Annotated in this window: 14 protein-coding genes and 1 tRNA gene; 4 read left to right on the plus strand and 11 right to left on the minus strand. The window is 68.1% G+C overall.

Features of this window, described 5'->3' with window-relative positions; all coding sequences use genetic code 11:
* The first annotated feature begins 154 nt into the window (after positions 1–154).
* Entirely contained in the window at positions 155–2,680 is a 2,526-nt protein-coding gene (gene pepN, locus ACFP2V_RS08805; protein ID WP_381208049.1) for an aminopeptidase N, read from the plus strand.
* A 163-nt stretch (positions 2,681–2,843) separates the two neighbouring features.
* Here the strand turns inward: pepN and ACFP2V_RS08810 are convergent, their stop codons facing one another.
* Entirely contained in the window at positions 2,844–4,688 is a 1,845-nt protein-coding gene (locus ACFP2V_RS08810; protein ID WP_381208052.1) for a bifunctional metallophosphatase/5'-nucleotidase, read from the minus strand.
* 328 nt (positions 4,689–5,016) lie between these two features.
* Between ACFP2V_RS08810 and pyk the strand changes: the two genes are divergently transcribed.
* The gene (gene pyk / locus ACFP2V_RS08815) at positions 5,017–6,453 is read left to right on the plus strand and encodes a pyruvate kinase (RefSeq protein ID WP_381208055.1); all 1,437 of its coding nucleotides are present in this window, start codon (positions 5,017–5,019) and stop codon (positions 6,451–6,453) included.
* 18 nt (positions 6,454–6,471) lie between these two features.
* On the opposite strand, the gene ACFP2V_RS08820 is transcribed toward pyk, so the two are convergent.
* Together ACFP2V_RS08820 and ACFP2V_RS08825 are read right to left on the minus strand one after the other, a co-directional pair.
* Positions 6,472–7,257: a helix-turn-helix domain-containing protein gene (locus ACFP2V_RS08820; protein ID WP_381208057.1), complete on the minus strand. Its 786-nt coding sequence runs from the start codon at positions 7,255–7,257 to the stop codon at positions 6,472–6,474.
* 106 nt (positions 7,258–7,363) lie between these two features.
* A tRNA-Leu gene (locus tag ACFP2V_RS08825) sits at positions 7,364–7,438 on the minus strand.
* A gap of 102 nt (positions 7,439–7,540) precedes the next feature.
* Here ACFP2V_RS08825 and ACFP2V_RS08830 point away from each other — a divergent pair.
* A complete protein-coding gene (locus ACFP2V_RS08830) occupies positions 7,541–8,197 on the plus strand; it encodes an ANTAR domain-containing response regulator (RefSeq protein ID WP_381208060.1) in 657 nt (218 codons plus the stop codon).
* Positions 8,198–8,267: 70 nt separating this feature from the next.
* Here ACFP2V_RS08830 and ACFP2V_RS08835 read toward each other — a convergent pair whose 3' ends face one another.
* From ACFP2V_RS08835 to ACFP2V_RS08870, 8 genes are all read right to left on the minus strand, one after another.
* Complete coding sequence (locus tag ACFP2V_RS08835) at positions 8,268–8,984, minus strand: ABC transporter ATP-binding protein (RefSeq protein WP_381208062.1); 717 nt, start codon at positions 8,982–8,984, stop codon at positions 8,268–8,270.
* Positions 8,981–9,958, minus strand: coding sequence for an ABC transporter ATP-binding protein (locus ACFP2V_RS08840; RefSeq protein ID WP_381208065.1), 978 nt, complete (start codon positions 9,956–9,958; stop codon positions 8,981–8,983). The genes ACFP2V_RS08835 and ACFP2V_RS08840 overlap by 4 nt, the downstream gene beginning before the upstream one ends.
* A 4-nt stretch (positions 9,959–9,962) precedes the next feature.
* Positions 9,963–11,789 carry a branched-chain amino acid ABC transporter permease gene (locus ACFP2V_RS08845; protein WP_381208068.1) on the minus strand — a complete coding sequence of 609 codons (1,827 nt, stop codon included), beginning with the start codon at positions 11,787–11,789 and terminating at the stop codon, positions 9,963–9,965.
* Between the two features lie 5 nt (positions 11,790–11,794).
* Positions 11,795–12,727, minus strand: coding sequence for a branched-chain amino acid ABC transporter permease (locus ACFP2V_RS08850; RefSeq protein WP_381208071.1), 933 nt, complete (start codon positions 12,725–12,727; stop codon positions 11,795–11,797).
* A 108-nt stretch (positions 12,728–12,835) separates the two neighbouring features.
* The gene (locus ACFP2V_RS08855; RefSeq protein ID WP_381208074.1) at positions 12,836–14,071 is read right to left on the minus strand and encodes a branched-chain amino acid ABC transporter substrate-binding protein; all 1,236 of its coding nucleotides are present in this window, start codon (positions 14,069–14,071) and stop codon (positions 12,836–12,838) included.
* Between the two features lie 941 nt (positions 14,072–15,012).
* Entirely contained in the window at positions 15,013–15,252 is a 240-nt protein-coding gene (locus ACFP2V_RS08860) for a hypothetical protein (protein WP_381208077.1), read from the minus strand.
* A gap of 327 nt (positions 15,253–15,579) precedes the next feature.
* Entirely contained in the window at positions 15,580–16,074 is a 495-nt protein-coding gene (locus ACFP2V_RS08865) for a PaaI family thioesterase (RefSeq protein WP_381208080.1), read from the minus strand.
* Positions 16,075–16,199: 125 nt separating this feature from the next.
* Positions 16,200–18,479, minus strand: coding sequence for an FdhF/YdeP family oxidoreductase (locus ACFP2V_RS08870; RefSeq protein ID WP_381208083.1), 2,280 nt, complete (start codon positions 18,477–18,479; stop codon positions 16,200–16,202).
* A 266-nt stretch (positions 18,480–18,745) separates the two neighbouring features.
* Here ACFP2V_RS08870 and polA point away from each other — a divergent pair, with 266 nt between their 5' ends.
* Positions 18,746–21,472, plus strand: coding sequence for a DNA polymerase I (polA, locus tag ACFP2V_RS08875; RefSeq protein WP_381208086.1), 2,727 nt, complete (start codon positions 18,746–18,748; stop codon positions 21,470–21,472).
* Positions 21,473–21,585: the final 113 nt, after the last annotated feature.

Raw genomic sequence — 21,585 nt, forward strand, 5'->3', positions numbered from 1 at the left:
GCCGACACCGCCCCCACACGACGGCACGCACACCCCGCACACCCCGCACACCCCGGAACCCCCGCAAAGGGGCGCACACCCGGGAGCCCACGCCGGACCCGACATAAGCCATGTACCGATCCGCCCCTGTGCCCCACCAGCGGCATCAGGCAGCATGGCCTGCATGTCCGTACTGACGCGCGACGAAGCGCAGAACCGAGCACAGCTCCTCGACGTCCACCGCTACGCGATCGAACTCGATCTCACCACCGGTGACGACACCTTCGACTCCCGCACCCTGATCCGCTTCACCGTCCTCACGGACCAGGACGACACGGACACCTTCGTCGAAGTCAAGCCCGCCGAGCTGCGCTCCGTCACCCTCGACGGACACCCCCTGGACCCCGAGACCCTCGACGGCAACCGACTGCCACTCAAGGGCCTCACCCCCGGCGAACACGAACTCCACATCGACGCCGCCATGCACTACTCCCGCACCGGCGAAGGCATGCACCGCTTCACCGACCCCGCCGACGGCGAGACCTACACCTACACCCAGCTCTTCCTCGACGACGTCCAACGCGTCTTCGCAGCCTTCGACCAGCCCGACCTCAAAGCCGTCTTCGACCTCACCGTCACCGCCCCCCACACCTGGACCGTCCTCGCCAACGGCATCACCGAACACCTCGGCGACGGCCGCTGGAAAGCAGCGACCACCCCCCTCATCTCCACCTACCTCGTCGCCGTCGCCGCCGGACCCTGGCACTCCGTACGCACCGAACACCGCGGCCTCCCCTTCGGCATCCACTGCCGCCGCTCCCTCGCCCCCCACCTCGACGCCGACACCGACGAAATCCTCGACATCACCCGCGCCTGCTTCGACCGCTACCACGACACATTCACCCAGCCCTACCCCTTCGACTCCTACGACCAGGCATTCGTCCCCGAATTCAACGCCGGCGCCATGGAAAACCCCGGCCTCGTCACCTTCCGCGACGAATTCGTCTTCCGATCCGCCGTCACCGACACCCAACGGCAGACCCGCGCCATGGTCATCGCCCACGAAATGGCCCACATGTGGTTCGGCGACCTCGTCACCCTCACATGGTGGGACGACATCTGGCTCAACGAGTCCTTCGCCGAATACATGGGCTACCAGATCACCGCAGAAGCCACCCGCTTCACCGACACCTGGACCGACTTCGGCGTCACCCGCAAACCCTGGGGCTACGACGCCGACCAGCGCCCCTCCACCCACCCCATCGCCCCCGAAGACGTCCAGGACACCGCCTCCGCCCTCCTCAACTTCGACGGCATCTCCTACGCCAAGGGCGCCTCCGCCCTACGCCAACTCGTCGCCTGGCTCGGCGAAGACGACTTCCTCGCCGGCATCAACACCCACATCGACCGGCACAAATTCGCCAACGCCACCCTCACCGACTTCATCGACTCCCTCGCCTCCGCCACCGACCGCGACGTCCACGCCTGGGCCCGCGCCTGGCTCACCACCACCGGAGTCGACACCCTCACCCCCACACTCCACACCGACAACGGCCACTGGCACCTCACCATCCAGAACCCGCCCCCCACAGGCGACACCGGCCGCCCGCACCGCATCACCCTCGGCCTCTACGACCACGACCTCCACAACCCCCACGCCCTCACCCCCCGCACCCACCTCGAAGCCGACCTCTCCACCACCGGCACCACCACCATCAGCACCCCCGGCCCCCGCCCCGCCCTCCTCGTCCTCAACGACGGCGACCTCACCTACGCCAAAATCCGCTTCGACAACGAATCCACCCACACCCTCCGCACCCGCCTCTCCGGACTCCCCGACCCCCTCACCCGCGCCGTCGTCTGGAACGCCCTGCGCGACGCCGTCCGAGACGGCGAACTCCCCCCCACCACCTACCTGGACATCGCCCGCACCCACCTCCCCCACGAAACCGACCTCGCCCTTGTCGGCGGCGTCCTCGCCTTCGCCACCACCCACATCACCGACCGCTACGTCACCCCCGACGGGCGGCCCACCGCCCTCGCCACCCTCACCGACCTGTGCCGCGACCTCATCCGCCGCACCGAGGACGGCGACAACCCCGGCCTACGCCTCATCGCCGTACGCCACCGCATCGACACCGCCGCCCACCCCGACACCATCGCCGCCTGGCTCACCGACGGCACCGTCCCCGGCGGCCCCGAACTCGACCCCGAACTGCGCTGGCGCATCCTCACCCGCCTCGCCGTCCTCGACGCCACCGACGAAGCCACCATCGCCGCAGAACTCGCCAACGACCCCAGCGCCACCGGCCAGGAAGGCGCCGCCCGCTGCCGCGCCGCCCTGCCCCACGAAGACACCAAAGCCCGCGCCTGGGACGCCATGTTCCACACCGACAACCTGTCCAACTACCTGTTCACCGCCACCGCCCAAGGCTTCTGGCAACCCGAACAAGCCGACCTCGTACGCCCCTACGTCACCCGCTACTACAAGGACGCCGTCGCCCTCGCCGCCCGCCGCGGCCCCGCCATCGCCGAAGCCGCCGGCCACTGGGCCTTCCCCGTCCACGCCGTCGACCCCGACACCCTCCGCCTCGGCCAGAAATGCCTCCGCAAGGCCGACCCGACCCCCGCCCTGCGCCGCAAACTCGTCGACCAGCTCGACGACCTGGCCCGCGCCCTGCGCGTACAGCAGCAGGTATAAACCGGCAGGCACACCACACAACCGGGGGCGCCGCACCACCACGCGGCACCCCCGGCACCACTCCAAGGCGACCTCGGACGACCTCGGACGACCTCGGACGACTTCGGACAACCTCAAGGAACGCCGGCCCCCACACCACCGGCACACCCTCCCGCACAACCCCTCAGAACACCGGCACACCCTCCCGCGTCAACCGCCAGTCCACCGACGCGAACTCCACCGGATCCAACACACCCTTCGCCGTCACCCACTCCGCGATCCGCGTACGGATCTCCGTCGACTCCGACCACAACTCCTTCGCCGACGCCACATGCGGAAACGCCCCACCCCCGTTCGCCCGGTAGTTGTTCACCGCGAACACGAACTCCTGCGCGTCATCCAACGGAACACCCCCGACACTCACATTCCGGATCCGCGACCCCACCGGCTGCGCGATATCAATGTCGTACCGCAACCCCGACACATAGTCGTAGTTGTAGTCCGGGCGCCCACCCGCATTCGTCAACACCGCCACATCCACCGGCGCGCCCACCGCCGTCCGCACGAAATACTCCGCCGAATACTCCAGATACGCCCGCACCTGCGCACCCGTCATCAACTTCGCCACCAGCGTGTTGTCATACACATACAGACCCGACAGGTCTCGGATCGTCACCTCACCCGCCGGAATCTCCGACGTCCGCGAGAACGGCGACCCCTGCGACAACACCGGCAACGACGCATAGTCCGACCCCGCCAACGCGGCCCGGACCACATCCTCCTGCACCTTGGTGATCAGATCGATGATCGGCGCATCCTTGTAACGCGCCTCCACCGTCGTCAACGCCACCGTCGCCGAACCCACCACCTGATTGACGTACGCCACCACCTCCGCATGCTCGTCCGACAACAGGCGCGTGATCCGCGGATCGTCCTCCACCGCCGCCGCATCCCGCAGCGACGCCCCCACCGACTCCACCCGCCACCGGCCCCGCTCCAGAACCAGCTCGAAGTCGAACAACGTCAACCGCTCCGCATAACACAACGGCTCCGACAACACGACCTCCCGGCCCGTCTCCTCATTGACGACCCGCAACTCCTCGATCTCCGCATGCGCGTGACCGACCAGAATCGCGTCGATCCCCGGCACCAGCCGCGCCACATTCGCCGCCGCGTTCTCCACGTACGGCAACTGATCCCCGTACGACGACGTCCCCGACGACCCCGAATGCGCCGACACCACCACCACGTCCGCACCCATCGACCGCAGCCTCGGCACCCACTTCGCCGCCTGCTCCTCGAGCCCCGGAAACGTCAGCTTCCCCTGCACATACGCCTTGTCCCAGATCGCGATACCCGGGTTCGTCAACCCCAGCACCGCCACCCGCACCGGCGGAGCACCCTTCACCTGGAACTTCTTGATGAAATACGGCGGGAACGCCGGCTTCAACGTCTTCGCGTCCAGCACGTTCGCACCCAACAACGGGAAACGGCACTGCTCCTCGAACTTCCGCAGCGTCTCGATCCCGTAGTTGAACTCATGATTGCCCAGCGCCACCGCGTCGTACCCGATCGCGTTCATCGCCTGCGCCATCGGATGAACCGGACCGCCCTTCGCGGTGATCGGATCCACCTTCGCGTAGTAGTACGCCAACGGCGTGCCCTGGATCGTGTCACCCGCGTCCAGCAGCATCGTGTTGCTCCGGCCCTTTTCCCTGCGGACCTGCTCCACCAGCGTCGACACCCGCGCCAGGCCTTGGGCGTTGCCCGCCCCGTCCTCGTACTCCGCGTCCTTGAAGTAGTCCCAGTTGAAGACATGGCCGTGCAGGTCCGTCGTCCCCATCACGGTCAGCGCATACCGCCGCACCGGCTTCCCCTTCCCCCCGTGCCCCGCACCCGCCGCCGCGGCGGACCCTGCGGCCTCCGCGGACCCGACGGCCCGAGCGGCGGGAGCCGCCGCACCCGCCAGCGCCACCCCCGCCCCCGTCACAGCGGACCTCGTCAGAAACTTCCGGCGGTTCAACGGCATCCGGGGCTCTCCTCATCCAGGCGACGACGCGCGTAGATCCGCGCGCGACGATTCTGACCTGAACACGTCGAGTCTGACCAGCCTTCACGGGCCACGATCCGGCAGGGGCAGGGGCAGGGGCAGGGGCAGGGGCAGGGGCAGGGGCAGGGGCAGCGACGGCGGCAGCCGTGACCGGTAAGGCGAGCCACGGCGCGGCCGGCGGTCCGGTGTACTCGTCGGAGCATCCGACCGCACAATTCAACACTCGTCAATAACCATTCATACGCGGTCCGTCGAATGGTCACATGTGACCTGATCCCTACCCGTCGGTAAGCCCTAGGGTCAGACCATGCGCCGAGCAAAAATCGTCTGCACGCTAGGGCCCGCCACCAATACATACGAACAGATCAAAGACCTGGTCGACGCCGGAATGGACGTCGCCCGATTCAACCTCAGCCACGGCAGCCACGCCGAACACGAGGAGCGCTACCACCGGGTCCGAAAAGCCGCCGACGAAACCGGCCGCAGCGTCGGCCTCCTCGCCGACCTTCAAGGCCCGAAAATCAGACTCGGCCACTTCACCGAAGGCCCCGTACTCCTTGAACGCGGCGACGTCTTCACCATCACCGTGGAAGACGGCACCCAAGGCGACCGCCACACCTGCGGCACCACCCACGCAGGCCTCGCCGACGACGTCACCCCCGGTGAACGCATCCTCATCGACGACGGCAAAGTCACCCTCCACGTCACCGCGGTCGACGGCCCCCGCGTCCACACCACCGTCACCGAAGGCGGCATGGTCTCCGACCACAAAGGCCTCAACCTCCCCGGCGTCGCCGTCTCCGTCCCCGCCCTCTCCAAAAAGGACGAGGACGACCTCCGCTGGGCCCTGCGCACCGGCTTTGACACCATCGCCCTCTCCTTCGTGCGCAGCGGACACGACATCAAAGAAGTCCACCGCATCATGCAAGAAGAAGGCCGCCGCCTCCCCGTCATCGCCAAAATCGAAAAACCCCAAGCCGTCCAGAACATCGACGACATCGTCGCCGCCTTCGACGGCATCATGGTCGCCCGCGGAGACCTCGGCGTCGAAATGCCACTCGAACAAGTCCCCATCGTTCAAAAACGCGCCATCAAACTCGCCAAACGCAACGCCAAACCGGTCATCGTCGCCACCCAAATGCTCGACTCGATGATCGACAACGCCCGCCCCACCCGCGCCGAAGCCTCCGACGTCGCCAACGCCGTCATCGACGGCACCGACGCCGTCATGCTCTCCGGCGAAACCAGCGTCGGCAAACACGCCATCAACACCGTCCGCACCATGGCCCGCATCGTCGAAGCAGCCGAAGAAGACATCCTCGCCAAAGGCCTCCCGCCCCTCACCGACACCAACAAACCCCGCACCCAGGGCGGCGCCGTCGCCCGAGCCGCCGCCGAAATCGGCGACTTCCTCAACGCCACCCACCTCATCGCCTTCACCCAGTCCGGCGACACCGCCCGCCGCCTCTCCCGCTACCGCTCGCCCATCCCCCTCCTCGCCTTCACCCCCGACCCCGCCACCCGCTCCCAGCTCAGCCTCACCTGGGGCGTCGAAACCTTCCTCGGCCCCCACGCCGACTCCACCGACGCCATGGTCGACCAGGTCGACGAACTCCTCCTCACCTACGGCCGCTGCGAGAAGGGCGACATCGTCGTCATCACCGCCGGCTCCCCGCCCGGCGTCTCCGGCTCGACCAACCTCGTCCGCGTCCACCACATCGGCGAGGACGACAGCCCCAAGTAGCCCTTCCAGGGCCCCGGTTCAGTACTTGGGGCCCACATGAAGGTCCATCAGGGCAACGGACGCCCTCTTGGCGACGGAGATGTTGAAGGGGACACCGCCCCGAGTGCAGTGCGTCCACTCGACGCCGAGGCGGTCCAGGGTGTCGGTGTACAGGGTCCGGATGTCGTCCGACTTGTTGGCGAAGAAGTACCGCGGGTATTCGTAGCGCTTGCGCTCACCACGGACCATGCGAGTGGCCCAGTTCATCATTCGGCAGCCGTCGGAGTGGATGAGTCCCCGGACGAACTCCCAGGGGTGGCTGTCGACGAGCTTCCGCTGCCAGGGCTCGAGGGCGATCGGCCGCTCGTGCTTTTTGCCGGGGCCATGCTGGGGGAAGAGGCACCAGATGTGCTTCGAGTAGACCTTGATCTCTCTGCAGCCTTTACGACGCACCCGGCAGACCGAGTTGTTGGGGAAGACAAAGCGCATGGCGCTCTCGCAGGCATTCATGAGGCCGGGCCACGATTCAGCGCACACGACGGAGAGGCTCGGTGTTCGCATGGAACGGTTCTGGATGATATGTCCGTCACCGAGGTAGAGTCCCAGCAGGTAGGCGTACGCGGTCTCGTCCAAGTCGCCCTCACAGCGTGGGCAGACCGACTGGTGGGCTCCCGGGCATTCCCCGCGCTTGGCGCGATCGAGGTGCTTCCAGTAGCTGATCGTTCCCACCGGGACGTTGAGGTCCCGAGCCACGTCCGCATTCTTGGCGCCACCGCGGAGGAGCGTCAGGGCCTTTTGTCGCACCTGAGTGTCATGGACGTTCATGGAGCCACTGTTGGGCGCCGTCTACGGCAACACGCAGAGGATCGCCCAGGTTCACGAGAACGTGGACATCCAGTTTCTCGTGCGATCCTGGGAATCGAAGGAAAAGTGCCCCCGGTCGGACTCGAACCGACACTGTATGGGTTTTGAATCCATTGCCTGCTGCCAATTGGGCTACGGGGGCCTGGGAAACGAAGGGTAGCGGTCACCCGCCGTGCCCCCACCCTACCGCAGCTAGGTACGCTCTTGTCAGCAGTATCTGCCCGGCCCGCATCAAGGAGCCCCCGTGAGCGTCCCCGAGTCGCCCCAGCCAGTAGACGCGTCCGATGACGACAAGTCGCACGTGCCTCCGATGACGACGCGTGTCGTGATCGCCGAGGACGAGGCGCTGATCCGGCTCGATCTCAAGGAGATGCTGGAGGAGGAGGGGTACACCGTCGTCGGGGAGGCCGGTGATGGTGAGCGGGCGGTGGAGCTTGCCCGGGAGCACCGGCCTGACCTGGTGATTCTTGATGTGAAGATGCCGAAGCTGGACGGTATCTCGGCGGCGGAGAAGATCGCTGAGGAGAGTATCGCTCCGGTGTTGATGCTGACGGCGTTCTCGCAGCGTGATCTGGTGGAGCGGGCGCGGGACGCGGGGGCGATGGCGTATCTGGTGAAGCCGTTCTCGAAGAGCGATGTGGTGCCGGCGATCGAGATGGCGGTGTCGCGGTTCACGGAGTTGCGGGAGCTGGAGCGTGAGGTCGCGGATCTGAGTCTGCGGCTGGAGACGCGGAAGCTGGTGGACCGGGCGAAGTCGGTGTTGCAGACGGTGTACGGGTTGTCGGAGCCGGCGGCGTTCCGGTGGATTCAGAAGACGTCGATGGATCGGCGGATGTCGATGCAGCAGGTGGCGCAGGCGGTTATTGATGACGCGGAGGAGAAGAAGGCGTCGAAGGGGTAGTTGTCGGTTGTATTGCTGAGGCCCGTGTTCCCGGAGGGGACGCGGGCCTCAGTGCTGTGTTGCGGGTGGGTCAGTCGACGCCGAGGTAGGCGTTGCGGACGGATTCGTCGTGGAGGAGGTCCTGTCCGGTTCCGGAGAGGACGATTTTGCCGATTTCCATGACGTGGGCGTGGTCGGCGAGGGAGAGGGCGGCTTGGGCGTTCTGCTCGACGAGGAGGATGGTGGTGCCTTGGGCCTTGAGTTCGGTGATGGTGGCCATGATTTTCTGCATCATGATCGGTGAGAGGCCCATGGAGGGTTCGTCGAGCATGAGGAGTTTGGGCTGGGACATGAGGGCTCTGCCCATGGCGAGCATTTGCTGTTCTCCGCCGGAGAGGGTTCCGGCTGCTTGTTTGCGGCGTTCTCCGAGGATGGGGAAGAGGTCGTAGGCGCGTTGGATGTCCTTTTCGATGCCTGGTTTGTCGTTGCGGAGGAAGGCGCCGAGGCGGAGGTTGTCCTCGATGGTCATGCGGGGGAAGATGTGGCGGCCTTCGGGGGAGTGGGCGAGGCCGTGGGCGACGATTTGGTGGGCGGGGGTTTTTTTGAGGGATTTGCCGTTGAATTTGATGTGGCCGCCGACGGGCTTGAGGAGGCCGGAGAGGGTGCGGAGGGTGGTGGTTTTGCCTGCGCCGTTGGTGCCGATGAGGGTGACGATTTCGCCGGCTTCGACCTTGAAGGAGATGCCTTTGACGGCTTCGATTTTGCCGTAGGCGACTTTGAGGTCTTCGACTTCGAGGAGTGCGGTCATCGGTCGTTCTCCTTGCCGGGTGCTGCGTCCTTGCCGGGGGTGGTGTCCGTGGTCCCGGTGGTCTCGGCGGTCCCGGCAGTGGTTTCGGCGTCGGCTGTGGCTTCGGCTGCGGCGGCTTCGGCGGCTTCCACTTCGGCTACTTCTTCGGCGCCGGGGTCGTTGTCGAGGGGTTCTCCGAGGTAGGCGGCGATGACGCGTTCGTCGTTCTGGACGGTGGTGGCGTCGCCTTCGATGAGTTTTTGTCCCTGGACGAGGACGGCTACGCGGTCGCAGAGGTTCATGATGAACCGCATGTCGTGTTCGATGACGAGGATGGCGATGCCCATGTCCCGGATGGCGAAGATGAGTTCTTCGGTGGCGCGGGTTTCTTGGGGGTTCATGCCGGCGGTGGGTTCGTCGAGGAGCAGGAGGCCGGGTTCGCTGGCGAGGGCGCGGGCGATTTCGAGTTTGCGTTGTTCGCCGTAGGGGAGGTTGCGGGAGAGGTGTTCGGCCTTGTCGGCGAGGCCGATGAACTCGAGCAGTTCCATGGCGCGTTCGCGGGATTTGGCTTCTGCTTTGTGGAAGCCGGGGCCGCGGAGGAGGGCGGACCAGAGTCCTTCTTTGGTGCGGGTGTGGCGGCCGACGAGGACGTTTTCCAGGACGGTCATGTTGCCGAAGAGGCGGATGTTCTGGAAGGTGCGGGCGATGCCGGCGGCGGTGACCTTGAAGGATTTGGGGGGGAGGACGCGGTCCTTGTAGCGGACTTCGCCTTCGGTGGGGATGTAGAGGCCGGTGAGGCAGTTGAAGAAGGTGGTTTTGCCGGCTCCGTTGGGTCCGATGAGGCCGACGATTTCGCCGCTGTTGACGGTGAGGTCGACGTCCTTGACGGCGGTGAGGCCGCCGAAGCGCATGGTGACGCCGCGGGCGTCGAGGACGGTGTCGCCGGAGGCTGGGGTGCCTGGGGTGGTGTCCTTGGTGGTGGTGTGGGTGGTCATGTGGTCAGGCCCCTGTCTTGCTCAGGACTGTGGGCGCGTCGTCCTCTGTGTGGAATTCCAGTTTGCGGCGGCGGTTGGGGATGAGTCCTTCGGGGCGGAACCGCATGATGAGTACGAGTGCGAGTCCGAAGACGAGGAGTTGGAATTCGCCGAGGAACTGGAGTTTGTTGGGGATGAGGAAGAGGAGTGAGGCGCCGATGAGGGGTCCGGCGATGGTGCCCATGCCGCCGAGGACGACTGCGGCGAGGAGGAAGGCGGAGTTGGGCGGGGTGGTGCCGGCGAAGAGGTACTGCTCGGGTGTCACGGTGTAGGTGACGTGGGCTTGGACGGTGCCGGCGAGGCCGGCGAGGGTGGCGCCGAGGGCGAAGGCGATGAGTTTGACGCGGAAGCCGTTGATGCCCATGGCGAGGGCGGCGGTTTCGTCTTCGCGGATGGCGACCCAGGCGCGGCCGATGCGGGAGTCGCTGCTGCGTCGGAAGACGAGGACGACGACCGCGGTGATGGCGAGCATGAGGAAGAAGTAGTTGGCGAACCGGCCGATGGTGAAGCCGGCGATGTCGTGGGGGACTCCGAGGTCGAAGCCGAGGATGGTGAGGTCGGGGATGGAGGAGATGCCGCTGGAGCCGTTGGTGAGGTCGGGTCCTGAGGTGCCGTCGAGGTTGTTGACGGCGATGCGGAAGATTTCGCCGAAGCCGAGGGTGACGATGGCGAGGTAGTCGCCGCGGAGGCGGAGGGTGGGGGCGCCGATGAGGACGCCGAAGATGAGGGAGGCGGCGGCTCCGACGAGGACGGCTGCCCAGAAGGGGAAGTGGACGCCGAAGGGTGAGCTGGGGGAGCCGGAGACGAGGGAGGCGGCGTAGGCGCCGACGCCGAGGAAGGCGACGTAGCCGAGGTCGAGGAGGCCGGCGAGGCCGACGACGATGTTCAGGCCGAGGGCGACGGTGGCGAAGATGAGGATGTAGACGCCGAGGGTGGCGTACTGGTCGTCGGTCTGGGTGAAGGGGAAGCAGGCTGCGGCGATGAAGGCGCCGCAGACGGTGATGTTCTGGTGGCGGGCGGTGATGTGGGAGGCCTGGGCGACGAGTCCGGACTTGTTGAGTGCGGCGAAGCCGAAGCCCGCGGTGATGAGGAAGCCGACGAAGAGTTCGTCGTATCCGGTGCCGATGCCGTAGGTGAAGACGACGAGGGCGAGGGCGAGGATGCCGACGATGATGAGGATTTCGGCGTAGGAGGACAGCGGGGGTACGGCGCGCGGGGTGCCGGAGGTGAAGGCTGCCTTGATGGTCTGCCAGGTGTGGCCGGCGTTGTGCTTGAAGTGTGCCCAGCGGGTTTCGTCGGGGTCGATGGGGTCGGGTTCGGGGCGCTGGAAGGGGAGGGCGAGTGCGCCGAGGAGGGCGAGGAGGGTGGCCGCGGCCGCGAGGTAGCCGCCGGGTTCGAGGTGGACGATGCCGCCGAGCTGGGAGCTGATGGCGAGGAGGGTGTACCAGGTGGTGGTGAAGGCGGCGAGTGCGGTGAGTTTGATGGCGGCGTCGGCGCCGGCGGGGGTGAGCCAGCGCAGGCCTCGGGTGCCGTAGGAGGAGAGGGTGAGGAGGGTGGTGAGGGTGCCGGCGATGAGGACGAGGACCTGGAGTCCGCCGGGGTAGCCGTAGTAGGTGAGGTCGCCGGGGAATTCGGAGGTCCAGGTCCAGGGGAGGAAGGTGGAGATGATGGTGAGGGCGCTGCCGCCGGTGGCGAGGGCGCGGCCGGTGTGCGGGGGGATGCGGATGAGGCCGGTGGGGGTGTTCGCCGCGGAGGTGGCGGGGGTGTTCGGTGTGCTGGTCTGTGTGGTCATGGGTGTCACGCCCTGTCCGCAACGCGTTCGCCGAGCAGGCCTTGCGGTCTGAACAGCAGTACGAGGATGAGGAGGATGAAGGCCCAGACGTCGGCCCAGGACTGGCTGCCGAACTGGTCGAGGCCGGGTACGTCGGCGATGTAGGCGGTGGCGAGGGTTTCGGCGAGGCCGAGGACGAGGCCGCCGATCATGGCGCCGTAGATGTTGCCGATGCCGCCGAGGACTGCCGCGGTGAAGGCCTTGAGCCCGAGGATGAAGCCCATCTTGAATTCGATCTGGCCGTACTTGAGTCCGTAGGCGACGGATCCGACGGCGGCGAAGACGGCGCCGAGGGCGAAGGCGACCACGATGATGCGGTCGGTGTTGACGCCCATGAGCTTGGCGGTGTCGGGGTCCTGGGCGGTGGCCTGCATGCCGCGTCCGGTGCGGGTGCGCATGACGAAGTAGGCGAGGATGGCCATGCTGACGGGGGCGGCGATGAAGAGGAAGATGTCACCGGTCTGGAGGGTGACGCTGCCGATGTGGAAGGGGCCGCCCTCGATCTGGGGGAAGGTGCGGGCCGATTTGGCTTCGGGGTACCAGGCCCATACGGCTTGCTGGAGGGCGAGGGAGAGGCCGATGGCGGTGATGAGGGGGGCGAGGCGGGGTGAGCCGCGGAGTGGCCGGTAGGCGAATCGTTCCGCTCCGACGGCGACGGTGGTGGAGATGGTGATCGCCCCGAGGAGCATGAGGGGCAGGGCGATGAGCATGGAGGTGCCGTCGGGCAGGATGTAGAGGTAGACCGTGAGTGCGCCGAAGGCGCCGGTCATGAAGATCTCGCCGTGGGCGAAGTTGATGAGCTGGATGATGCCGTAGACCATTGTGTAGCCGATGGCGACCAGCCCGTACATGGATCCCAGTAGCAGGCCGTTGACCAGCTGCTGCGGCAGTTCGTTCACCGCATGTCCTCCGAGACGTTCGGAAAGTTAGACGAATGGGGCCGGATGTGAGCCGCGCGGGGCGCCTGTGGTGCGGCGCCCCGCGCGGCTCGTGTGGTGCGGGCTGGGTCAGCCGGTGTAGGTGCCGGAGCTGACGGCGCTCCAGTCGCCGTTCTCGACGGCGTAGACGGTGAGCTGCTTGTTGGTGGCGTCGCCGAACTCGTCGAAGGAGACCTTGCCGGTGACTCCGTCGAAGGAGACGTTCTGCATGGCGGCGGTGACCTTGGCGCGGGCGTCGTCGGGGAGCTTGCCGTCGTTGTCCTCGACGACCTGCTTGACGGCTTCGATGATGGCCCAGGCGGAGTCGTAGCTGTAGCCGCCGTAGGCCTCGTAGTCCTCCTTGTAGCCGCCGTCCTTGTAGTTGGCGACGAACTCCTTGGCGGAGGGGAGGTCTTCGACGGGGGCGCCGACGGAGGTGGCGAGGTCGCCGGTGCCGGTGGCGCCGGCGAGCTTGATGAAGTCGGCGCTGTAGATGCCGTCGCCGCCGACGAGGGGGATCTTGGCTCCGGCGGCCTTGATCTGCTTGCTGAGCGGGCCGGCCTGGGGGTATTCGCCGCCGTAGTAGACGACGTCGGCACCGGACTTCTTGACCTTGGCGGCGACGGCGTTGAAGTCCTTGGTGTCCGGGTTGATGTGCTCGGTGCCGACGACGTCGCCGCCGAGCTTCTTGAAGGCTTCGGTGAAGGTTCCGGCGAGGCCGGCGCCGTAGGTCTTCTTGTCGTCGATGACGAAGACCTTGCGCTTCTTGGAGTTGTTGTAGAGGTACTCGGCGGCGAACGGGCCCTGGATGGCGTCCGTGGTCGCGGTGCGGAAGTACGACTTGTAGGTGCGGACCTGCTTGTTCTGCCAGTCGAGGCCCTGGGTGAGGGAGGGGTTGGTGTTGGCGGGGGAGACCTCGACGAGTTGGGCGGCGTCGAAGACCTTCTGCATGGATTCGCCGACGGAGGAGTTCAGTGGGCCGACGACGCCGAGGACTTCGTCGTTGGCGACGAGCTTGGTGGCGTTCTGCTGGCCTACGGAGGGCTGGCCCTGGTCGTCGAGGGCGTCGACCTTGAAGGTGACGCCGGCGACGGTTTTTTCCTTGTTGGCGATCTTGGCGGCGAGGTCCACGGAGTTCTTGATGCCGAGGCCCAGCGCGGACAGGTCGCCGGTCAGCGGTGCGTCGACGCCGATCACGACGGTGGTGCCGCCGTTGCCGGAATCCGAGCTGCCGCCGCCGTTCTCGTCGCGCGAACCGCAGGCGGTGAGGGTGAGTGCTCCCGCCGCCAAAGCGGCGGTGATGGCGATGAGTGAACGTTGACGCACGATCCAGTCCTTTCCCCTGACGGCTGTTTCCCGGTGGAAACGGCCGAGTCGAGCGCTGGGCCGAAGTGAGAATCGGGAGGCGCGGTGACTGGCCGTGACTCTAAGCGGGTGTGGGGAACGGGGAGGAGGGTCTGGTCAATGCTGTGACGCTCTTGTTATGACACGAGGTAATGCAGAGCGGTACTGAGTGGGGGGAACGGCGGAATTCAAGCCGTTTTGACCTGTCCGCATGGTGAGAAACCGCAGGACCGGGCGGGGTGCGTTCAGGTGTATCGGGGGTTTTGGTGATTACCGAAAATCGTTGCCGCAGGCGACCTGTAGGGCTGTGGAGAGGTCCTGTGTGTAGCGCGGTCCGAGGATGAAGCTGTGGGTCCGTATCGCGCTCCTATTACGCAGAGTTACGTCCAGGAAGGGGAGTCCGACGTTCTCCGGCAATTCTCCGCATTCTGTGACGCGGAGGGTGATGGCTACCTTGCGGGGGGATCCTGCTTTTGTCTGGAAAGGGGTGTGCGGGGTGGAGGTCGTGGAGAGGCCCGTGTATGGCTGGAACATGTGCGTGACGGTGACCGGAGGGCCTGATTCCACGGTGATTTCGACGAGGAAGCTGAAATTCCGTTTGTCTGTTTTTATGCCCCTGGCCTGTGCTTTCAGGTAGGTGATAGTGGTCACTTGGGACGGGAACGGCGGCGCGGGTGGCGGGGGTTGCCGGGGGCGTGTGGTGTGCAGGAGGACGCCGGCCGTGAGGACGGTCGCCGCGGTGAGGGTGGCGAGTACGGTCCGGCGGTGACGTCCGTACAGCCGCGTGGGGTGTCCGTGGTGGGAGCCGAGGAGGCCGCGGGGTCCGTGGGGTCCGTGGGGTCCGTGGGGGCCGTGGGGGAGCAACGGGGTGGCCAAGGGGTGGGTTCCGTCGCCGGGTTCCACGGGGCCGATGGCGTTCACCGTCAGGCGCCTGCGTCCGGTCCGCCGGTGCGGTGCCGTTCGGCGCAGGCCTCGCGGACGTGACGGCCGATCACGTCGTGGGCGGCCGAGGTGCCTTGGCGCCCGCGGACGGGGCGGGCGGCGTCCACGGCATCGCGCAGGATGTCGTACCGCCCGTTGGGCAGGCCCGCTGACCGGCGGTCGCCGTAGGCGGTGCCGTCCAGCACCTCGCGGGCCCGGTGGGCGACGATCCGGGCGTACACGTCCTCGGGGGCGGTTGCCGGCGGTGAGGGCGACGGGGGCGGTGCCGGGGTGCCCCGCGTCGGACGGTCCGCATCCGGCGGCGGGCAGGACGGTTGCGGGGACGGCGGGCAGGACGGTCGGGAACGTGGTCGACAGAGCTGTTGAGAGGCGTGCCGGGAGTGGCGCCGTGGTGAGCGGGGGGTGGCCGGGTTCCCGCGCGGCGGGCCGGGCGGCGCCTCCCCGTTCCATGCCTGCACGGTAGGGCGCCCCGCTGTCTCCGGGCAATGGGCGGGCGGCAGGGGGCGAGGTGGGTGCGGGCCACGTGGCCCGCACCCACCTCGCGCCGGTCAGCCCTTGGCGACGTCGGCGGCCCGCTCCGCGTCCTGCGGGCCGACGTCCCGCAGCAGGCAGGTCAGACGCGCGGTGCACACCCGCTTGCCGGCCTCGTCGCTGATGACGATCTCGTAGGTGGCCGTGGACCGTCCCCGGTGCACCGGGGTGGCGACCCCGGTGACCAGGCCGGAGCGTGCGCCGCGGTGGTGGGTGCAGTTGAGGTCGACGCCCACGGCGATCTTGGTGGCGCCGCCGTGCAGCATCGACCCCACCGACCCGAGGGTCTCGGCCAGGACGGCGGAGGCGCCGCCGTGCAGCAGCCCGTAGGGCTGGGTGTTGCCCTCCACGGGCATCGTCCCGACGACCCGCTCGGCCGAGGCCTCCAGGATCTGCACGCCCATGCGGGTGCCGAGGTGGCCGGCGGAGAACAGTGCCCGCAGGTCCACGCCGAGCGCGGCGTACTCGTCTATGACCTCTTGCGGGAACTTCACGTACTGCTGCTCTCCCATGGGGCCAGGCTCCGTTCGTCGTGCGTCGTGTTTCGTCCGTCGTGATCACTGCGGCGGCACGGCACTGCCGTGGACGCTTTCGCGTCGCGTCCACGGCAGTGCCGCCGACATCACTGAGCAAACGCTCAGTCGGTCGCGGATTGTTCCAGACGGACCACGACGGACTTGCTGGCCGGGGTGTTGCTGGTGTCGGCGGTCGCGTCCAGCGGCACCAGGACGTTGGTCTCCGGGTAGTACGCGGCGGCGCAGCCGCGGGCCGTCGGGTAGTGCACGACGCGGAATCCGGGGGCCTTGCGCTGCACGCCGTCCTTCCACTCGCTGACCAGGTCGACGTACGAGCCGTCCGCGAGCCGCAGTTCGCGCGCGTCCTCGGGGTTGACGAGTACCACGCGGCGGCCGTTCTTGATGCCGCGGTAGCGGTCGTCGAGGCCGTAGATCGTGGTGTTGTACTGGTCGTGCGAGCGCAGTGTCTGCAGCAGGAGCCGCCCCTTCGGCAGTTCGGGGTACTCGACCGGGGCGGCGGTGAAGTTGGCCTTGCCGGTGGCCGTGGGGAAGCGCCGCTCGTCGCGCGGGGCGTGGGGGAGTGCGAAGCCCGAGGGGTTCGCCACGCGCGTGTTGAAGTCCTCGAAGCCGGGGATCACGCGTGCGATGCGGTCGCGGATCGTCGCGTAGTCCTTCTCGAACTCCTCCCACGGCACCTTGCTGTCGGAGCCGAGGACGCGGCGGGCCAGCCGGCAGACGATGGCCGGTTCGGACAGCAGCTGCCCGCTCGCCGGTTCGAGGCGGCCGCGGGAGGCGTGCACCATGCCCATGGAGTCCTCGACCGTCACGAACTGCTCGCCGCTGCCCTGCAGATCGCGTTCGGTCCGCCCCAGGGTCGGCAGGATGAGGGCGCGCGCGCCCGTGACGGCGTGCGAGCGGTTCAGCTTGGTCGACACGTGCACGGTCAGCCGGGCCCGGCGCATCGCGGCCTCGGTGACCTCGGTGTCGGGGGAGGCGGAGACGAAGTTGCCGCCCATGGCGAAGAAGACCTTCGCCTGTCCGTCGCGCAGTGCGCGGATGGCCCGTACGACGTCGTAGCCGTGTTCGCGCGGCGGGGTGAAGCCGAACTCCTTCTCCAGGGCGTCCAGGAACTCCGGAGCGGGCCGCTCGAAGATGCCCATGGTGCGGTCGCCCTGCACGTTGGAGTGGCCGCGCACCGGGCAGACGCCCGCGCCGGGGCGGCCGATGTTGCCGCGCAGCAGCAGGAAGTTGACGATTTCGCGGATCATGGGCACGGAGTGCTTGTGCTGGGTGAGGCCCATCGCCCAGCACACGATGACGCGCTTCGACGCGAGGACCATGCGCAGGCAGTTCTCGATGTCCTCGCGCGTGAGGCCGGTCGCGGTGAGGGTGGCGTCCCAGTCGGCGGCGCGGGCGGCCTCGGCGAAGTCCTCGTAGCCGTGGGTGTGTTCACGGACGAAGTCCTCGTCGACGGCGCCGGGTGTGTCGAGGATCAGCTTGTTGAGGATGCGGAAGAGGGCCTGGTCGCCGCCGAGGCGGATCTGCAGGAACAGGTCGGTGAGGGCGGCGCCGGTGGTGAGGCCCTTGGGGGTCTGCGGGTTCTTGAAGCGCTCCAGGCCGGCCTCGGGCAGCGGGTTGACGCTGATGATCCGTGCGCCGTTCGCCTTGGCCTTCTCCAGGGCGGACAGCATGCGCGGGTGGTTGGTGCCCGGGTTCTGGCCGGCGACGATGATCAGGTCGGACTTGTAGAGGTCCTCGAGCAGGACGCTGCCCTTGCCGACGCCGATCGTCTCGGACAGGGCGGAGCCGGAGGACTCGTGGCACATGTTCGAGCAGTCGGGCAGGTTGTTGGTGCCGAGCTCGCGCGCGAACAGCTGGTAGAGGAACGCGGCCTCGTTGCTGGTGCGTCCGGAGGTGTAGAAGAGGGCCTCGTCGGGGGAGTCGAGGGCGTTGATCTCCTCGGCAACGATGTCGAAGGCGCGCTCCCAGGTGACCGGCTCGTAGCGGTCGCCGCCCTCCGGGAGGTACATGGGGTGGGTCAGGCGGCCCTGCTGGCCCAGCCAGTAGCCGCTGCGGCCGGCCAGGTCGGCGACGGGGTGCTCGGCGAAGAACTCGGGGGTGACCCGTCTCAGGGTGGCCTCCTCGGCCACGGCCTTCGCGCCGTTCTCGCAGAACTCCGCGGTGTGCCGGTGCTCGGGATCGGGCCAGGCGCAGCCCGGACAGTCGAAACCGTTCTTCTGGTTGACGCTGAGCAGGGTCAGCGCCGTGCGTTTCACGCCCATCTGCTGGTGGGCCATGCGCAGACTGTGGCCGATCGCCGTGAGGCCCGCTGCCGAGTGCTTCGGCTCGGCGACCTTCGGCGCGTCCTGGATCGGGTCACCCTTGGGCGGCTTGCTGGCCATCGCGCACTCCTCTTCGCGTACACGTGTGACGTACGCCTCCGATCCTCGCACGTGACGGTGATGGCGAGGGCGGCCGGGCGGACCCCGGGTGGGGGCGGGGGCGGGGATGTTCGACATGAGTGATTGCGGGTGACTTTGGACAGTTTCAAGCGACTTCGGGTGAGGGGGGTCGGGGTCGCGGATCGTCCGGTGCAAGGCGGCGGTCACGGCCTCCGGCGGTGCGGGGGCGGGGCCGCGTGTCGGTGGCGCGTGGCAGGATCGGGGATGTGGCAGAGACAGCAGCGAAGAAGACCGACCAGACCTCCGGCGAGGCCCGACCGCGACTGATGCTCATGGACGGGCATTCGCTGGCCTACCGCGCGTTCTTCGCGCTGCCCGTGGAGAACTTCACCACCGCGACGGGCCAGCCGACGAACGCGATCTACGGCTTCGCGTCGATGCTGGCGAACACGCTGCGCGACGAGGCGCCCACGCACTTCGCGGTGGCCTTCGACGTCTCCCGCAAGACCTGGCGCTCGGCGGAGTTCGCCGAGTACAAGGCGAACCGCTCCAAGACCCCGGACGAGTTCAAGGGCCAGGTCGAGCTGATCGGTGAGCTGCTCGACGCGATGCACGCCCCGCGCTTCGCCGTCGACGGGTTCGAGGCGGACGACGTCATCGCCACGCTCGCCACCCGTGCCGAGGCCGAGGGCTTCGACGTGCTGATCGTCACCGGCGACCGGGACTCCTTCCAGCTGGTCTCCGAGCGCACCACGGTGCTGTATCCGACCAAGGGCGTCTCCGAGCTGACCCGGTTCACTCCGGAGAAGGTGCTCGAGAAGTACGGGCTGACGCCCGCGCAGTACCCCGACTTCGCGGCGCTGCGCGGCGACCCGTCCGACAATCTGCCCGGCATTCCTGGTGTCGGTGAGAAGACGGCCGCGAAGTGGATCAACCAGTTCGGCTCCTTCGCGCAGCTCGTCGAGCGGGTCGACGAGGTCAAGGGCAAGGCCGGGCAGAATCTGCGCGACCACCTGGAGTCGGTCAAGCTCAACCGCCGCCTCACCGAGCTGGAGCGGCAGGTCGAGCTGGCCAGGGGCGTCACCGACCTGGAGCGGACCGCCTACGACCGCAAGGCCGTCGCGATGATCCTGGACACCCTGGAGATCAGGAACCCGTCACTGCGTGAGCGGCTCTTCGCCGTCGACCCCGGAGCGCAGGAGGCCGAGAGCACCCCGGTCGTCGCGGAGGGCGTGGAGCTGGACGGGGCCGTCCTGGGCGCGGGCGAGCTGGCCGGCTGGCTGGCCGAGCACGCCATCGGGACCCTCGGCGTCGCCACCGTCGACACCTGGGCGCTGGGGGCCGGCTCGGTTGCCGAGATCGCCCTGGCCGCGGCCGCCGGACCGGCCGCCTGGTTCGACCCGGCCGAGCTGGACGAGAGCGACGAGCAGGCGTTCGCCGCTTGGCTGGCCGACGCGGACCGGCCCAAGGTGTTCCACAACGCCAAGGGCGCGATGCGGGTCTTCGCCGAGCACGGCTGGAGCGTCGAGGGCGTCTGGATGGACACGGCCCTCGCCGCCTATCTGGTCAAGCCGGGCCGCCGCTCCTTCGCCCTGGATGCGCTGTCCCTGGAGTACCTGCACCGCGAACTGGCGCCCGCCGCCGCGGCCGACGGCCAGCTGGCCTTCGGCGCGGACGACGCCGCCGAGGCCGAGACGCTGATGGTGCAGGCCCGTGCGGTGCTCGACCTGGGCGAGGCCTTCGAGGGCCGCCTCCAGGAGGTGGGCGCCGCGGATCTGCTGCGGGACATGGAGCTGCCGACGTCCATCCTGCTGGCCCGCATGGAGCGGCACGGCATCGCGGCGGACCGGGCCCATCTGGAGTCCATGGAGCAGATGTTCGCGGGCGCCGTGCAGCAGGCCGTGAAGGAGGCGCACGCGGCGGCGGGACACGAGTTCAACCTGGGCTCGCCCAAGCAGCTCCAGGAGGTCCTCTTCGGCGAGCTCGGCCTGCCGAGGACGAAGAAGACCAAGACCGGGTACACGACCGACGCCGACGCCCTGGCCTGGCTGGCCGGCCGGACCGCCAACGAGCTGCCGGTGATCATGCTGCGGCACCGTGAGCAGGCGAAGCTGCGCGTCACCGTCGAGGGCCTGATCAAGACGATCGCCGCCGACGGCCGTATCCACACCACGTTCAACCAGACGGTCGCCGCCACCGGCCGCCTGTCGTCGACCGACCCGAACCTGCAGAACATCCCGGTCCGTACCGACGAGGGACGCGCGATCCGCCGGGGCTTCGTCGTCGGCGAGGGCTTCGAATCCCTCCTCACCGCCGACTACAGCCAGATCGAACTGCGGGTGATGGCCCACCTCTCCGAGGACGCCGGCCTCATCGAGGCGTTCACCTCCGGTGAGGACCTGCACACCACGGCCGCCGCGCAGGTGTTCGCGGTCGAGCAGTCCGCGGTGGACGCGGAGATGCGCCGCAAGATCAAGGCGATGTCGTACGGCCTGGCGTACGGCCTGTCCGCCTTCGGGCTCTCGCAGCAGCTGAACATCGAGGCGGCCGAGGCCCGCGCCTTGATGGACGCGTACTTCGAGCGGTTCGGCGGGGTGCGGGACTATCTGCGCCGCGTGGTCGACGAGGCTCGGGCGACGGGTTACACGGCGACCCTCTTCGGCCGCCGGCGCTACCTGCCCGACCTCAACAGCGACAACCGCCAGCGCCGCGAGGCGGCCGAGCGCATGGCGCTGAACGCGCCGATCCAGGGCACGGCGGCGGACATCGTCAAGATCGCCATGCTGAACGTGGACCGCGCGCTGCGCGAGGCGGACCTCACGTCCCGCATCCTCCTCCAGGTCCACGACGAAATCGTCCTGGAGATCGCCCCCGGCGAGCGTCCGGCGGCGGAGGAACTGATCCGCCGGGAGATGGCCGACGCGGTCCGGCTCCGCGTCCCCCTGGGCGTCTCGGTCGGCGCGGGCCCGGACTGGGAGTCGGCGGCACACTGACGGCGCCGGGCACGGCCGGGACCGACGGGCAGCGGACGGGCAGGGGGACGGGCAGGGGCGGAAGGCGTCCGGCAGGCGCCCCCCTGCCCGCCCCCCTGCCCGCGCCCGCCCCC

This window comes from Streptomyces incanus (assembly GCF_042656345.1).
In the GTDB taxonomy this organism is placed as follows: Bacteria; Actinomycetota; Actinomycetes; order Streptomycetales; family Streptomycetaceae; genus Streptomyces; species Streptomyces incanus.

Coding starts and splice junctions, on each gene's coding strand:
- pepN (WP_381208049.1), top strand. CDS start 155: ATGGCCTGCATGTCCGTACTGACGCGCGACGAAGCGCAGAACCGAGCA.
- ACFP2V_RS08810 (WP_381208052.1), bottom strand. CDS start 4,688: ATGCCGTTGAACCGCCGGAAGTTTCTGACGAGGTCCGCTGTGACGGGG.
- pyk (WP_381208055.1), top strand. CDS start 5,017: ATGCGCCGAGCAAAAATCGTCTGCACGCTAGGGCCCGCCACCAATACA.
- ACFP2V_RS08820 (WP_381208057.1), bottom strand. CDS start 7,257: ATGAACGTCCATGACACTCAGGTGCGACAAAAGGCCCTGACGCTCCTC.
- ACFP2V_RS08835 (WP_381208062.1), bottom strand. CDS start 8,984: ATGACCGCACTCCTCGAAGTCGAAGACCTCAAAGTCGCCTACGGCAAA.
- ACFP2V_RS08840 (WP_381208065.1), bottom strand. CDS start 9,958: ATGACCACCCACACCACCACCAAGGACACCACCCCAGGCACCCCAGCC.
- ACFP2V_RS08845 (WP_381208068.1), bottom strand. CDS start 11,789: ATGACCACACAGACCAGCACACCGAACACCCCCGCCACCTCCGCGGCG.
- ACFP2V_RS08865 (WP_381208080.1), bottom strand. CDS start 16,074: ATGGGAGAGCAGCAGTACGTGAAGTTCCCGCAAGAGGTCATAGACGAG.
- ACFP2V_RS08870 (WP_381208083.1), bottom strand. CDS start 18,479: ATGGCCAGCAAGCCGCCCAAGGGTGACCCGATCCAGGACGCGCCGAAG.